This is a genomic window from Ruegeria sp. YTSA135 (assembly GCF_059610165.1).
This window is the reverse complement of sequence record NZ_JBXWNC010000027.1, coordinates 1-14,528: the sequence shown is the minus strand read 5'-3', so window position 1 is coordinate 14,528 and position 14,528 is coordinate 1. Positions and strand designations below refer to the sequence as shown.

Annotated in this window: 13 protein-coding genes; 2 read left to right on the top strand and 11 right to left on the bottom strand. The window is 57.7% G+C overall.

Annotation, left to right across the window (positions count from 1 at the left end):
• Positions 1–5 precede the first annotated feature (5 nt).
• On the bottom strand, positions 6–1,052 hold the full coding sequence (locus AC2FIT_RS21475) for an ABC transporter ATP-binding protein (protein WP_496832317.1): 1,047 nt from the start codon (positions 1,050–1,052) through the stop codon (positions 6–8).
• Between the two features lie 153 nt (positions 1,053–1,205).
• Between AC2FIT_RS21475 and AC2FIT_RS21470 the strand changes: the two genes are divergently transcribed.
• Both AC2FIT_RS21470 and AC2FIT_RS21465 read left to right on the top strand, forming a co-directional pair.
• Positions 1,206–2,216, top strand: coding sequence for a nuclear transport factor 2 family protein (locus AC2FIT_RS21470; RefSeq protein WP_496832315.1), 1,011 nt, complete (start codon positions 1,206–1,208; stop codon positions 2,214–2,216).
• Positions 2,213–3,076, top strand: a complete 864-nt coding sequence (locus AC2FIT_RS21465) for an amidohydrolase family protein (protein ID WP_496832313.1) — start codon at positions 2,213–2,215, stop codon at positions 3,074–3,076. The genes AC2FIT_RS21470 and AC2FIT_RS21465 overlap by 4 nt, the downstream gene beginning before the upstream one ends.
• 10 nt (positions 3,077–3,086) lie before the next feature.
• Here the strand turns inward: AC2FIT_RS21465 and AC2FIT_RS21460 are convergent, their stop codons facing one another.
• From AC2FIT_RS21460 to AC2FIT_RS21415, 10 genes are all read right to left on the bottom strand, one after another.
• A complete protein-coding gene (locus AC2FIT_RS21460) occupies positions 3,087–3,539 on the bottom strand; it encodes an SRPBCC family protein (protein ID WP_224891260.1) in 453 nt (150 codons plus the stop codon).
• Between the two features lie 105 nt (positions 3,540–3,644).
• Positions 3,645–4,457, bottom strand: coding sequence for an XdhC family protein (locus AC2FIT_RS21455; RefSeq protein WP_496832311.1), 813 nt, complete (start codon positions 4,455–4,457; stop codon positions 3,645–3,647).
• A gap of 12 nt (positions 4,458–4,469) precedes the next feature.
• Complete coding sequence (locus tag AC2FIT_RS21450) at positions 4,470–5,657, bottom strand: vWA domain-containing protein (RefSeq protein WP_496832309.1); 1,188 nt, start codon at positions 5,655–5,657, stop codon at positions 4,470–4,472.
• Complete coding sequence (locus tag AC2FIT_RS21445; protein WP_496832308.1) at positions 5,657–6,523, bottom strand: AAA family ATPase; 867 nt, start codon at positions 6,521–6,523, stop codon at positions 5,657–5,659. The genes AC2FIT_RS21450 and AC2FIT_RS21445 overlap by 1 nt, the downstream gene beginning before the upstream one ends.
• A gap of 105 nt (positions 6,524–6,628) precedes the next feature.
• Positions 6,629–9,046 (bottom strand): aerobic carbon-monoxide dehydrogenase large subunit, encoded by a 2,418-nt coding sequence (locus tag AC2FIT_RS21440; RefSeq protein ID WP_496832306.1) that lies wholly within the window; start codon positions 9,044–9,046, stop codon positions 6,629–6,631.
• Positions 9,043–9,573, bottom strand: a complete 531-nt coding sequence (locus AC2FIT_RS21435) for a (2Fe-2S)-binding protein (protein ID WP_496832304.1) — start codon at positions 9,571–9,573, stop codon at positions 9,043–9,045. The genes AC2FIT_RS21440 and AC2FIT_RS21435 overlap by 4 nt, the downstream gene beginning before the upstream one ends.
• Positions 9,574–9,584: 11 nt before the next feature.
• A complete protein-coding gene (locus AC2FIT_RS21430; protein ID WP_496832302.1) occupies positions 9,585–10,418 on the bottom strand; it encodes an FAD binding domain-containing protein in 834 nt (277 codons plus the stop codon).
• A gap of 140 nt (positions 10,419–10,558) precedes the next feature.
• Complete coding sequence (locus tag AC2FIT_RS21425) at positions 10,559–11,641, bottom strand: MHYT domain-containing protein (protein ID WP_496832300.1); 1,083 nt, start codon at positions 11,639–11,641, stop codon at positions 10,559–10,561.
• Positions 11,642–11,901: 260 nt separating this feature from the next.
• The gene (locus tag AC2FIT_RS21420) at positions 11,902–13,404 is read right to left on the bottom strand and encodes a heme biosynthesis protein HemY (protein ID WP_496832298.1); all 1,503 of its coding nucleotides are present in this window, start codon (positions 13,402–13,404) and stop codon (positions 11,902–11,904) included.
• Between the two features lie 10 nt (positions 13,405–13,414).
• A partial coding sequence (locus tag AC2FIT_RS21415; protein WP_496832296.1) for a COG4223 family protein occupies positions 13,415–14,528 on the bottom strand: 1,114 nt, incomplete at its 5' end.

Below are 14,528 nucleotides of genomic sequence, written 5' to 3'. Positions count from 1 at the left end.
TGGGGTTATTCCCCAATCCGCGCACCGCTTTCAGCTTCAAAGAGGTGACAGATTTCTGTTGGCACCGAGAACGAGACCGGCTCGCCTATCTCGGCGCGGAAAGATTTGTCGGCCTTGACCGAAACAAGGGCACCGCCAACCCGGACCGAGATCATGGTCGCGTCACCCAACAATTCCAGCGTGTAGATCGGTGCGGAAATTTCACCATCGCCCTCGGCAAGGCTGGCGTCTTCGGCACGAAAGCCCAACGTCAACGGGCCGTCCGGCGCATCCACCGGAATTTCTACATGCTTGGTACGGAACACTCCGCCCGAGACCTCACCGTCCATCAGGTTCATCGCGGGCGAGCCAATAAAGCTGGCGACGAATGTATTTGCGGGCCAGTCATAGATTTCGGTCGGGCTGCCCACTTGCTGCACAACGCCCTGTTTCATCACCACAACACGGTCGGCCAGAGTCATGGCTTCGATCTGGTCATGGGTCACATAGATGGTTGTCACCGCAAGTTCATGGCTGAGGTTCTTGATCTGTGCGCGGGTCGAAACCCGCAGCTTGGCATCAAGGTTCGACAGCGGCTCATCCATCAGGAACACGTTGGGTTCACGCACAATGGCGCGGGCCAAAGCCACACGCTGACGCTGACCGCCCGACAATTCAGCGGGTTTACGATGCAAGAAGTCATCCAGCTCGACCATCGCGCTGGCGCGGCGGACCTTTTCGTCATGGGTCGACGGATCAATCCCGCGCACCTTTAGAGGAAAGCGGATGTTCTCATAAACGTTCATGTTAGGATAAAGGGCGTAGCTTTGGAACACCATCGCGACATCGCGGTCCTTGGGCTCCAGATCGTTGACGACCTTGCCGTCCACAAGAATGTCACCCTCGGTTACGTCCTCAAGGCCCGCAATCATGCGCATCGTGGTTGTCTTGCCGCACCCTGACGGACCCAGAAGCACCAGGAATTCGCGGTCAGCGATGGTCAGGTCGAAATTGTGAACCCCCACGAACGAGCCCCAGCGCTTGCCGACGTTGCGCAATTGAATTTCCGCCATGGTGCCCCCTGCAAGGATTCGATTTGCATACGTTTGCAAAACTGTAATTCGGATATATCAAATCAGGCAAGACTTTTTTGCATACGTATGCAAGTATATGTCCAAACACCGAGTCGGATTTACGGTTTTCAAACCTCAAACCACTGAAATGAAATGGAAAGCACTGTGGGATTCCAAGCCGAAAAAAAGTTGATCCTGTCCTTCTACAACGCACTCGACAGTGCAAGCGGGGCCGAACTCAGCACCGTCATGACCCGCTTCTGCGCGCCGAGTCTGCTGTGGCGCGGCTTTCATCCGTTTAACGAGATCACCGGCCCCCAAGAGGTCACACGCAGGTTCTGGCAGCCCTTGAAACACAGCCTCACACGGTTGCAGCGGCGGCAGGATATCTTTTTTGCAGGCGCCAATTCACTCAGCGATGACGGCGTATGGGTGGTGTCGATGGGGAACCTCATGGGTCTTTTCGATACGGCATGGCTGGGGATTCGCCCCACTGGCAAGATGGCGTTTCTGCGTTACTGCGCATTCCACAAGGTCGCGGACGGTCAGATCACCGAAACGGCAATGTATTTCGACATCCCACACCTGATGGTGCAGGCCGGTCAAAATCCGTTTCCACCGCAAACCGCCGCGCATCTGGTGCAGCCGGGACCGATAACCCATGACGGTTTGCTATTCGAAGACCAACCCGCAGATGAAGCGCAAAGAACGCTGAATGCCATCAACGCCATGATCTCGGATCTTGGGCAATGGGACAGCGGCCTGTCCCTGACCGACGAGCTGGCGCGCACATGGCATGACGACATGATCTGGTGGGGCCCCGAAGGTGTCGGTGCAACCTATACGATCGAACGCTACGCGCGGCAGCATTCCGGCCCGTTCCGCGCGGCTTTTGCAGAGAGGACGAAAACCAAGCATATCTGCCGTCTGGCAGAAGGGCACTATGGCGGTTTCTTCGGCTGGCCGAATTTTACGGCGGTACCCTCTGGCGGGTTCATGGGAATGCCCGCCACCGGAAAACCCGGTGAGTTCCGCGTAATCGATATCTATCGTCGGTCAGGTGACAAGCTGGCTGAAAACTGGATATTTATCGACCTTCTCCACTTCTGGAACCAACAAGGGGTGGATATTCTGACCCGCACAACAGGGATCGAAACACCATGAGGGTTGACGCGCATCACCACCTGTGGGATCTGAGCACCGTCCACTATCCTTGGCTGATGGAAAAGGGTGCCGTGCGTTTTTTCGGTGACCCCACGCCGATACAGCACAACTATCTTCTGCCCCAGTTTCGCAGCGATGCCGCACGGTTTGATGCGTCAGTCCATATTCAGGTCGGCGCGTCAGACCCATGGGCCGAGGCGCAATGGATACAATCCGTTGCCGATGAAAACCCTGACTGGCCGCTTGTGCAGGTCGCGTTTTGCGACCTGACTTCGGATGATCTGAGCGCACAGCTTGACCGCTTGCAAACACTGCCTTCTGTGCGCGGTGTGCGCCAGATCATCGGTCGCGCACCGGGTGAGGACCAAATATCCGGCACAAATGACCTGCTGGATAACCCCAAGTTTCTGGACGGGCTGAAGCAGCTTGGCGATCGTGGCTTAAGCTTCGATCTGCAACTGCTGCCGGAACTGATGGAACATACCGCAAGCGTTTTGGCGCAATCCCCCGCGACCCAAGTGGCACTGTGCCATGCAGGCTCACCCCATGATAGGTCAGCGCAGGGGCTGCAAAGCTGGTCGCAGGCACTGCGGAACCTTTCGGATCTGCCGCAGGTTACTTGCAAACTGTCCGGTCTTGGCATGTTTGATCACAACTGGAACGTCGACAGCGTCCGGCCCATCGTCGAAACATGCCTGACCCAATTCGGGGCAAATCGCTGCATGTTCGGATCAAACTTTCCAGTGGACAGCCTGTCCTCCACTTATGCGGAACTGCTTGACCGCCATACCGCTCTGGTTCCCGAAAAGCACCGCGACCAGGTTTTTGGGGCGACGGCCCGCCGGTTTTATCGCATGTGAATGGCGTTGGTCAGGAAACCGACTGTTCCGACACGATCTCGCCAAATCGCGTGAAGAACTTGCCCGATAATTTCTTGGCTGTTCCGGCAATCAAACGGCTGCCAAGCTGGGCGATCTTGCCGCCGACATCGACCTTCGCGGTATAGGCCAGAATCGTTTCCGATCCGTCCTCGGTCAGGGTGACATCGGCCCCGCCCTTGGCGAAACCCGCTGCCCCGCCCTTACCTTCGCCGGTTAGCGAAAACCTCTCGGGCGCGTTGGAATTGTCCAGTGTGACTTCTCCGGCGAACTTTGCCTTTACCGGACCGATCTTGAGAACAACCTTCGCGGCAAGTTCCTCGGGTGAGTTCTGGGTCAGCTCTTCGCACCCCGGAATACACTCCTGCAGTATTTCGGGGTTGTTCAGAGCACGATACACAACATCACGCGGTGCTGCGATGCGGATTTCATCACTCAGTTCCATTCAGATTTCCTTTGTTCAGCAACATCTCGGATAGACCAAAACTGCAGTTTCCGTCGCTTCTTTCAGCGTCTGCTTTGGACGTGCGGGCCATAGGCCCGCAGGCGGTTAAGCACGTTTCTCATCATCAGACGCCTCCGTCGTCTTATCACTGTTTCGCCACAGCACAATCTCGGCCAGGATCGACAACGCAATTTCGTGCGGGTCAATCGCGTGGATATCCAGCCCCGCAGGTGATTTTAGCCGCCCCGCCCGCACCGGGTCCAAGCCCTGAGCGATAAGTTTTGTCATCAAAGTATCAGCCTTTTGGCGGCTGGCCACCATGGAAACGCGCACCGCATCGGTTTGCAACGCAGCTTTCAGGGCAGCTGCATCACTACGACCCTGAGAGGCAACCACAACATAATCGCGCGCCTCGACCCCCAACTGCCCGATGGAATCCTGTGTAAAGCGCTGAAAATCCCCTTCAATCTCGGCGCTTTCGCTTATGCAAACACGGAACCCTGATAGCGCCCCATGTGCGGCAAGCGCCGTGGCAATCAGCGACTCGCCAAAGATCACAAGCTTTGGAGCGTGTTGATAAGGTTCCACAAGCAGATCGACCGTACCGCCTGACGGGCAGCCGCTTTTGAATGTCTGTACGCCGTCAGGATCGGTCATTTTCACCACCTTGTCCGAAGGTTTCACACGGATCATTCGCGGCGCACCACTGCTCAAGGCCTCCTGAGCCGAGGCCCGGACAGCCCGCTGAACGCAGGCCCCGCCGAGATGCCCCAAAATGCGCCCGTCTCGTGTGATTGCGGCTTTGGCCCCCGCCTTGGCCGAGGTTGCATCCGCCGTTCGTAACACCGTAGCGACGCAGAACGCCTCATCCGTTTTGCGTAACTGTTCAATGGTGTCGAAGATGTCGAAACTTCCCATACCAGCCTCCTCTCACAGCTTTCGGAACTGCGGCTCTAGCGCTGCCAAGGCTTCAAGCGTGTTGGCAGGTAGATGCGCATCCAGGTAGGGTTTTGCCTCCTGCATCGCAGCAGCGATGGGCTGGTAGTCGCGCCAGCCTTTTAGCGGATTCAACCAAACGATCCGCCGCGCCTTGCGGCGGATGCGCGCCAGTACATCGCCCAGTGCCTTTGGATCCGAACTGCAATACCCATCCGACAGGATCAGCACGATGGTTCGACCATTCAGTGCCCGCGCGCCATAGCCTGCTAAAAATGTGTTGAGGCTACCCGAGATATCGGTACCACCGCCGAACCCTTCGGCCATCAGCGACAGTCTTCCAGCGGCCCGCAGACTATCATGGTCGCGCAAGGCGTCGGTGACCCGCATCAGGCGCGTGTGGAACAGATAGGCGTCCGCCTGCGTCCCGCTGCTGATCAACCCTTTGAGAAAGGCCAGAAAGACACGCGAATAAACAGTCATCGACCCACTGACATCACACAGCGCCACGATCTTCATAGGGCGCGGTGGACGAGCGCGGTAAAAAAGGTCAATCGGCTCTCCGCCCCGCGCCAGACTGGCGCGCTGAATACGCCGAATATCCAGCGCTGGACCACGGAGCGCCTGTTTGCGCCTGCGGGATCGCCTGTCGCGAATTGCACGCGCTATCGCAATAGCAGCCTTTTCTGCCTGCAATAGGCTCTCAGGGTCCATCAACTCGCGCAGGTCTTGACGCGATAGGTCGGCCTGACGGGTTGCAACAAGCTTCCCGTCTATCCCCGTGGCCGACCTATCGCGCGGATCAGCTGTGGCCTTCTGATCCGTATCCGGGTTCGCGCCCCCTTCTTTCTGGTCGTTTTGCTGCCAGATCATTGGCTTTGCGGTTTGAACCCGAACATGTGACGTCTGTGCCGTGCCTTTGCGTTGCTTGCCCTTGTTGAACCAATAGGCATCGAACAACGCGTCAAAGCGCCGCCAGTCTTCGGGATCGCCTGCCAATACGGCGCATAGGGCTTGCCGCGCTTGCTGCACGTCGGTCGCGTTGACCGCAGTCAGGGCAGCCAGCGCATCCCCGGTTTCCCGCGGCCCGACACGCAAACCATTCATGCGAAGATGGGCAATAAACCCCGACATACGGTCAGAAAGACCGTCGGCACGAGAGGGGAAACGCGTAACCTGCATTACGCCACTTTCCCGATAAGTCGGTCCATCACTTCCGGCGGGGCCGCATCATAATCGGCGGCGGTTTTCAGCAAGCAGACAAGGGTTGCCTGTACCTCATCCCTTGATTTGGCAAGATCGTTGACCCCCAATCCGGACAGCGCCGCAGCCCAATCCAGCATCTCGGCAATGCCGGGGGTTTTCTCAAGCTCTTCTTTCCGCAGCGCTTGCACGACACCGATAATCTGGTGGGCCAGTCTTTCCTCGACCTTCGGCATCCGAGCACGCAAGATGGCAATTTCCGTATCACGTGACGGGTAATCCAGGAAACTGTACAGGCACCTGCGCCGCAAGGCGTCGGACAGATCCCGCGTACCATTCGCGGTTAGAACGACGATAGGCTTTACCCTTGCCGAAATCGTGCCCAACTCGGGTATCGTGATCTGGAAATCAGACAATATTTCCAGAAGGTACGCTTCGAACTCCTCGTCCGCGCGATCAATCTCATCGATCAGAAGAACCGGGGGGTTGTCTTCTGATATGGCCTCTAACAAAGGTCTTTTTAGTAAATATTCATCAGAAAACAGCTGTGCTTCACTGGTCCCACCCTGCGCTTCACTGGCCCGGATCGCTAGTAGCTGACGTTGATAGTTCCACTCGTAAATAGCGTGGCTGGCGTCCAGTCCCTCGTAGCACTGCAAGCGGATCAATCGCGTGTCCCGCCACGCCGCCAGCGCCTTGGCCACCTCGGTCTTGCCCACACCCGCAGGACCCTCCAGCAACAAGGGCCGGCCCAAGCTATCTGCCAGATGCAGGGCCATTGCCAATCGATCATCGGCAACATAGCCCTGCTTTGCTAATCCGTTCTTAACGTCACTCAGCGTCACAACCAGGATCCACTTTTCATCTGGCCAAAAATATCCCGGGGGAGGTTCGGAGGGGGGTAGAGCCCCCTCCGTTCGATCGGGCCGGCTGTGCCGGTTCGAAATCGATTACCCGTGCATCCCAAGCCCATTCGCGATTTTCCAGATTCGCCAATGGTCATGCGGCATGTGGCTTTGAACCAGCCCGAACGGCTTGAACGCATCATGAACCGCATTCGAAAATGCAGGCACGCCACCAACATTCGGGCTTTCCCCAACGCCCTTTGCACCAATCGGATGGTGTGGTGAGGGTGTAACGGTGTGATCGGTCGTGTAGTTGGGCGTTTCCCACGCGGTTGGCAGGAAGAAATCCATCAACGTGCCGGTTTTCACGTTGCCCATGTCATCATAGGCGATCTCCTGACCCATTGCGATAGCCAGCGCCTCGGTCACCCCACCATGGACTTGGCCTTCGATGATCATCGGGTTGATTCGGGTGCCGCAATCATCCAGCGCATAGAATTGCCGGACCTCCCATTCGCCGGTATCCACGTCAATCTCCATGACGCAAATATAAGCTCCGAACGGATAGGTCATGTTCGGCGGATCATAGTAGCTGACGGCCTCCAAACCCGGTTCAAGCCCCGGAATAGCCTGGTTGTAGGCAGCGAAGGCGATGTCCTTCATGGTCTTGAACCGCTCGGGCGCACCTTTGACGGCGAACCGGTCCACGTCCCATTCGACATCGTCGTCATGCACCTCAAGCAGATAGGCCGCGATCATCTGTGCTTTGGCGCGGATTTTGCGTGCCGCCATGGCCGTTGCCGCTCCGGCCACAGGCGTGGACCGAGACCCATATGTGCCAAGCCCATAAGGCGCGGTGTCGGTATCGCCTTCCTCCAGCGTGATGTCATCGGCAGGCAGGCCGATCTCACTCGCGATGATCTGGGCAAAGGTCGTGGCATGGCCCTGACCCTGGCTGATCGTTCCCAACCGCGCGATGGCCGAACCTGTCGGATGAATGCGAATCTCGCAACTGTCGAACATGCCCAGCCCAAGGATGTCGCAGTTCTTCACCGGCCCAGCGCCCACGATTTCCGTGAAATGCGTCAGACCAATACCCAACAGTTTACGAGTCTTGCCAGCTTTGAAATCCTCGATCCGCTGCGCCTGTTCCGCCCGCAGACCTTCATAATCGACCGCCTTCAGCGCCTTGTCCCACGCGGTATGATAATCGCCCGAGTCATATTCCCAACCCAGCGCGGACTGGTAAGGGAACTGATCAGCCTTGATAAAGTTGATACGCCGCAGCTCAGCCGCGTCCATGTTCAGCTTGATGGCCAGAACCTCAATCATCCGTTCGATGAAATAAGCAGCCTCCGTCACCCGGAAGGAACAGCGATAAGCCACCCCTCCCGGTGCCTTGTTGGTATAGACGCCGTCCACAGCCAGATACGCGGTGGGAATATCATAGGAGCCGGTGCAGATGTTCATGAACCCAGCCGGAAACTTGGTCGGATCAGCGCAGGCATCAAACCCGCCATGATCCGCTGTTGTATGACACCACAGCCCGGTGATCTTGCCGTCCTTGGTTGCGGCGATCTTACCCTGCATCCAGTAGTCGCGGGCAAAGGCGGTGGTCATCAGGTTCTCCATCCGATCCTCCACCCATTTCACCGGCTTGCCGGTCACGATCGAAGCCACAACCGAGCAGACATAGCCAGCATAGGCGCCGACCTTGTTACCGAACCCCCCACCGATATCGGGGCTGATGACACGAATATTGTGCTCAGCGATACCTGAGATCAGTGACACAACCGTCCGGATCGCGTGCGGCGCCTGAAATGTGCCATAGAGGGTCAGCTTACCCGTCACCTTGTCCATCGAGGCCACGCAGCCGCAGGTCTCCAGCGGGCATGGATGCGTGCGGTGGTAGTAAACCATTTCCTCGGCGACCACATCGGCCTCGGCCAAAACGGCCTCGGTCGCGTCCTTGTCGCCTTGCTCCCATGTAAAGATGTGGTTGTGATGCTTCCGCGGGCCGTGGGCGCCTTCGGTCTGGCCTTCAAGGTCCTCGCGCAGGACAACGTCGGATTTCATTGCCTCGAACGGGTCGGTCAGAACTGGTAGTTCCTCGTATTCAACTTCGACCAGCTCGACCGCGTCCGCCGCGATGTACCGGTCTTCGGCGACGACATAGGCGACCTCTTGGCCTTGGAACAGAACCTTGCCATCTGCCAGTACCATCTGCTTGTCACCCGCCAGAGTCGGCATCCAGTGCAAGCCCAGCGGCGACAGGTCCTCGGCGGTAAGGACAGCGATCACACCGGGCAGTGCCAAGGCTGCTTCTTTGTTGACGCTAACCACGCGGGCGTGTGCATAAGGCGAACGGACAAAGTCACCGAACAACATACCGTCCAGCTTGATGTCATCGACATAATTGCCCTTGCCTTGGGTAAATCGCACGTCTTCAACACGTTTTCGGGCGCAGCCCATCCCTTTGAGGTTGGCGGCGCGTTCTTCGGGGGTCAAAGTCTGGTCGTTCATTCCGCGGCCTCCACTTTTGCTTGCCCCACCGCTTCACTGCTTGAGGGCTCTTGAGCGTTCAGCATGTCGGCCGAGGCCGAAATAGCTTTGACGATGTTTTGGTACCCGGTGCAGCGGCAGAGGTTGCCAGCCATTCCGAAACGGATTTCTTCTTCGGTCGGGTTCGGGTTTTCCTGCAACAGGCGATGCGCGCGGGTGATCATGCCCGGCGTACAGAAGCCGCATTGCAGACCGTGATGTTCGCGGAACATTTCTTGCAAAACCCCAAGGCTGCCATCGTCATTGGCCAACCCTTCGACTGTGGTGATATCTGCACCGTTCACCTGCGCCACGAAGGTCGTGCAGGATTTGACTGACTTACCGTCTATATCCACGGTGCAGGCCCCACAGTGGCTGGTCTCACAGCCGATATGAGGACCGGTAATTTTCAAATCTTCACGAAGGAAATGGATCAACAACGTGCGCGGCTCGGCCAGGCCCTCGACCTGCTTGCCGTTCACGGTGAGTTTTACGTGCATTTTCGACATTGTTCCCCTCCTCAACCCGCGCGGCTTTGCGCACGGTCGATGGCACGGCGCAGCATCACGGCGGCCACGTGTTTCTTGAACTCAACAGGCCCGCGGTTATCGGCCACCGGGTCGATGTCATCCAGCATCGCGGCAACGCAGCCCTCGACATTACCTTCTGCCAAAGCGCTGCTGGCGCCTTCGGACCAGACAGGCGTGTCGGCCAAATTGGTCATCGCGACCGATGCCGTTCCCTTGCCAACCATCACTGCGGCGGCCGCGGTGGCATAATCACCAATCTTACGTTTCTGCTTTTCATACGCCTGCCCTACGCCCGCACCCGGTACCGGGATCGTGATGCGGGTCAGAATTTCCTCATCCTCGCGGGCCGTGAAATACGCGGCCTCGTAGAAATCGCGCGCGGCTACGCTGCGCGAGCCATCCGGGCCGGACAATTCAAACACCGCGTTGAGGCACTGCATCAGCCCCGGCATGTCATTGCCCGGATCGCCATTGGCAACGTTGCCACCTAACGTCCCCATGTAACGCACCTGAGGGTCGGCGATCTGCAACGCGGCTTCTCGGATCAGCGGAATGGCTTTTGCCAAACCGTCATGGGTGATCAACTCATGCTGCGTCACCATCGCACCCAGCGAGACGGTTTCAGTGTCGATCTCGATGCCCTTGAGTTCATCAATGGCCTGTAAGTCGACAAGATGGCCCATCTCGGCCATGCGTAGTTTCATCATCGGGATCAGGCTGTGCCCACCCGCGATAACCCGCGCCTCGTCTCCATGTTCCTGAAGAATGCCAATGGCCGAGGCGATATCGCCTGGCCGGTGATACTCGAAACCGGCTGGTATCATGCTTTTCCTCCCTGGGTCCGGACTCATGTGCCTTGGGGGACCTGACAGCAGGAAAAGACGGTGGGACCAACCGATCCAGCCAACGGGCACAGGAGGCGCATCTTATTTCACGAAATGCGAACAGGCTGCACGAACGGCGATTAAACGCCCAGCGCGTCGCGGATGGCCGTAAGGCGGGTGCGACTTACGGGCACTTTGGTTAACGCATCGACCTCGCCGAAATAGCAGGTGCCATTGTCTTTGTGCCGCTCAAAGCTGGAGACATGGGTCGGATTGACCAGATAACTGCGGTGCGCGCGCAAGAAACCATCCTGTTTCAGACGGGACTCTGCCACAGTGATAGACCACGGGCAAAAAAGTTTTTCGGCACCAATGTAGAGGACGGTGTAATGCCCCTCGGCCCGGATGGCGGCAATCTTGTCGGGTTCGGCGAAAAAGGTCTGGCCCTCACGTTCGTACGGCACCCCCGCCCGAAACGCAGTTGGTTTTGGCGTCGGGGTATCAGTCGGGGCAGGTTCCGGCGTAAAAAAGGTGATCCCCGTCAGCAGGAACGCTCCGCAGATCATGAAAACTGCGACAGTGACCCCCATCGCCAGCACCTGATTGTTCAACGCAGGCCCCGTGCGCCCGGCATCTTCACTTGCGATAAAGTCGGTCAGACCGGTGGCGACGAAATGCATGGTAAACACGGCCAATCCGAAACACACCGTCCCCAGCAGGATATTGCGTTGCGTGCGTTTGTCGTAAGCTACCCAGATTGCAAGTGTCGAAAGGACCACGGATGCAAGTGTCGCAAGCGCCACATCCCAGACCGTATAGACGGGGCGGCACAGTTCCATACCCGCCATACCAACATAGTGCATCACAACGATACCAAGACCCACGATCACGCCTGCCGCGATAATGGTCCACATCGTGCGCGGTCGAAAATGCAACAACAGCAAAGCAAGCCCCACCATCAGGATTGCGACCAGGGCCGAGATCAAGGTGATCAACGCGTCATAGTAAAACAGGATTGGAAGTTGTAGGCCCAGCATCGCCACGAAATGCATCGACCATATGCCACCACCCAGAATAATCGCGGCCAAAGCAACAATGAACTTACGGCGCTGAGGTTCCAGCTTGGACGCGCCATGCGTCAGGTAAAGGCCGGTAAAACCGGCCATAAGGGCCACGGCCAATGAGGCCGCCACAAGCCACGCGTTATGCGAATAGTCCAGCATATGGAGTTTTGCGCCCTCCCCTGACGCGAGGGCGACGTTAGCAAACGGATTTGACTGTGCCAATTCACTTAATTGTCTGCAATTCGCAGAACGTGACGGGATCCAGATGACAAAGCACCACAGGTGCAAAAAGTGAGTATGCAGGTTCGCCCACTATACGCCAAACCGTCTGGTCATCTGACAACCCGAACCGTTTCAGCCCAATCTGTACATCAGCAATAAGCCCGGCGCCGGCAGGACCATTGCCGCATACGGTGCTTCTAAGCCTGTTTTTCAGCAACAGGTTCTGCATCGGGTTGGACGGACTCTGCCTCCATCTCGATAACCTCGGCGGTTTCTTCCTGTTCGGCCTCTTCCACCTCAGCGTCAGAGTTGGTTTTGTCCTCAAGCGCACCGATGATCAGTGGCAGCATGTGCACGCCCGTCGCCGTGGCAATCTCGGGTGTCATGGGCGTTTGCCAGCTAAGGGTATCGAAGCTTCCGCAGTTCTGACAAACCGGAGCCCATTCAGGCTGAATGTCGTGGCAATTGTCGCATACCCATTGCGGTCCACGCGGCGCGTTCAATGCCTTGGCCAGCCAACCCTGCACCACCGCGTCCGAAGCGCCCTCACCACGCTCGATGGCCGCCATAAGGGTATAAGCCCGGGCATCGGCCTGCTTTTCAACGACATCGCCCAGGGCGCGGCGGGCTTCTGGGAAATCCTCGGCCACGATGTTCAACTCGGCCAGGATCAGACGTGTTTCGGGGTTTTCAGGTTGAATGCGCGTCAACGTTGTAAAGCGCTTGATCCGTTCTGTCGGAGTTTCATTTGGCGCAATCTCGGCAAAGGCATGGGCCAAGTCCGGGTGCGGCTGAACCTCCCATGCTTTTTTCAGGATCTTGCTGGCGGCACGCGGTTTGCCCTTTTTGATATAAGCGCGCGCAGCCAAGGCTGCGGCAGGCACCAGATCTGGCGATAACCGATTGGCTTCAATCGCAAGCTCCCGCTGTTCGAGCGTGGCACTTTCATCAAGGATGCCCTTGGCCTCGGACAAAGCCAGAACAGCGTCACGGCGCTTGAACACGTCGCGCGGCAGATGGCCGGCCTTGAGCTTGGCCGTCAGGGTCGAACGGGCGCCGGTCCAATCCTGCGACTTGGTCTGCAAGCCCAGCAAGATATCTTGCGTTTCGGCATGTCGCGGTTTGATTGCCAGCGCTTTTTCGGCCAGTTTACGGGCCGTGTCGTCATCACCCTCGACCAGTTTCTGCTTCATGATCCCGCGCACGCCAACAAATCGCGTGGCGTTGTTCGTGACCAGCTTTTTATAGGTCTCGGACGCCTTTTTGGTATCGCCGTTCATCTCGGCCGCCTGGGCCACCAACAGGTTGGTCAGTTCCGGCTTGTTCAACAGCTTTTCAGCCTTGGTGGCTTTGTTCATTGCCACGCGCCCTTCGCCCGAGGCCAGTGCCATCAAGCCATCGGCCAGTGCCTGATAGCCGCGCCGTTCGCGGTTGCGGTCGAAATAACGCGACAGCGCTGTTTCATCACCGTTCAGGAACTTCAGGGTCGCAATCAGCAAGGTCAGCAGCTTGAAGAATACCCAGACTGCCAGGATCAGAACGCCCAGCGCGATCACTGATTGCAACGGCCCCAGCGTATATTCCACTCCGCCTGCCGTGATCTGCACACCGCCACTGGTTTCCATCAGGAACATGGCACCCACGGCCAGCAGGCCGATAATCGCTACAAAAACTACAATCTTAAACAATGACCACAGCATGGCAGGTCCTTCAGTTCGAGTTTACGCTGGATTGCAGCGTGTTTGCGGCATCAACGGCAGCCACCCGTGTCAAAGCCGCCTGCTCCCAATCCACCAGTGCCGCCTTTGCGTCATCAGGCAGGGAATCAAGTTCGGTTAATGCCGCGGCAACATCACCGTCGGCCAACGCGGCCTCTGCCCGAGACAAGATCGCATCGGGGCTGTCACCATCTTGTGGTGTCACCGATCTTGCCCCGGTCTGCCGTTGCAGGAAGGCAACCAACCCAGTGGTCTTGTCCGCGTCGCGTGCATCAGCCAATGCAGCACGAGCTGCAGGCGCAAAAGATGCGCGCAATTCGGTCAACGTCTCAACGCCTTTATCCGCTGGGGCTGACAAAGCCTCCGGCACCGTCATACCACCTGCTGTCAACTCGGCCAGCAGATCACTGTAGGGCTGGCCCGCATCCAGTTGACTGCGAAGTTGGGTCAGGATTGATGCATTGGTCGCGGCCTGTGCCTTGGCGGCAGCTTGCGCCTCTAACGCTTGTGCGTCTGACACCATTTTTTCAACTTCGGCTCGCTGCGTTGCTAGCGAGTCCTGAAGTTTCTTTAGCTCGGCCTCGAATGCAGCAGAAACTTCAGCAGACGCGCCTTGTGTCAGGGCACTGCCTTCCAGATCGGTCAGGCGGCTTGCCAGAGGATCGATTTTGCCCGCCAGCTCTTCAAGGCTGGACTTCAAAGTCTCCAGCTCCGCAGTCACGGGTGTGACCTGATCAGCCAAGGCGTCGATTTTACTGTCTATATCCGAGGTGTCGGCCAGAGAGTTTGTCAGCGTCTCAATCCGGTTGGACTGATCGTTCAGTTGTGCTTCAAGCGCCGCAAGCTGATTGGTATCGTCTGAGCCGAACAGACCTGCACTGCCTGCTGCAAAACCGATCCCCGCTGCCAACATACCCCCAAGCAAAGCCGGTATAAATCCACCGCGGTTTTCCTCTTTCTGTACGTCTTCGCGCGGCGCTTTTTCCGCGTCTTCCGGGCGCGCAGGCGCTTCCTGCTCGTGTTCCAAAGCGGCTTCGGCTTCGGCTTCGGCTTCGGCTTCGGCTTCGGCTTCGGCTTCGGCTTCGGCTTCGGCTTCGGCTTCGGCT

Bases quoted from the DNA above. Each gene is read 5' to 3' on its own strand.
- AC2FIT_RS21425 (WP_496832300.1), bottom strand. From the start codon at position 11,641: ATGCTGGACTATTCGCATAACGCGTGGCTTGTGGCGGCCTCATTGGCC.
- AC2FIT_RS21465 (WP_496832313.1), top strand. From the start codon at position 2,213: ATGAGGGTTGACGCGCATCACCACCTGTGGGATCTGAGCACCGTCCAC.
- AC2FIT_RS21435 (WP_496832304.1), bottom strand. From the start codon at position 9,573: ATGTCGAAAATGCACGTAAAACTCACCGTGAACGGCAAGCAGGTCGAG.
- AC2FIT_RS21455 (WP_496832311.1), bottom strand. From the start codon at position 4,457: ATGGGAAGTTTCGACATCTTCGACACCATTGAACAGTTACGCAAAACG.
- AC2FIT_RS21470 (WP_496832315.1), top strand. From the start codon at position 1,206: ATGGAAAGCACTGTGGGATTCCAAGCCGAAAAAAAGTTGATCCTGTCC.
- AC2FIT_RS21460 (WP_224891260.1), bottom strand. From the start codon at position 3,539: ATGGAACTGAGTGATGAAATCCGCATCGCAGCACCGCGTGATGTTGTG.
- AC2FIT_RS21475 (WP_496832317.1), bottom strand. From the start codon at position 1,052: ATGGCGGAAATTCAATTGCGCAACGTCGGCAAGCGCTGGGGCTCGTTC.
- AC2FIT_RS21430 (WP_496832302.1), bottom strand. From the start codon at position 10,418: ATGATACCAGCCGGTTTCGAGTATCACCGGCCAGGCGATATCGCCTCG.
- AC2FIT_RS21420 (WP_496832298.1), bottom strand. From the start codon at position 13,404: ATGCTGTGGTCATTGTTTAAGATTGTAGTTTTTGTAGCGATTATCGGC.
- AC2FIT_RS21440 (WP_496832306.1), bottom strand. From the start codon at position 9,046: ATGAACGACCAGACTTTGACCCCCGAAGAACGCGCCGCCAACCTCAAA.
- AC2FIT_RS21450 (WP_496832309.1), bottom strand. From the start codon at position 5,657: ATGCAGGTTACGCGTTTCCCCTCTCGTGCCGACGGTCTTTCTGACCGT.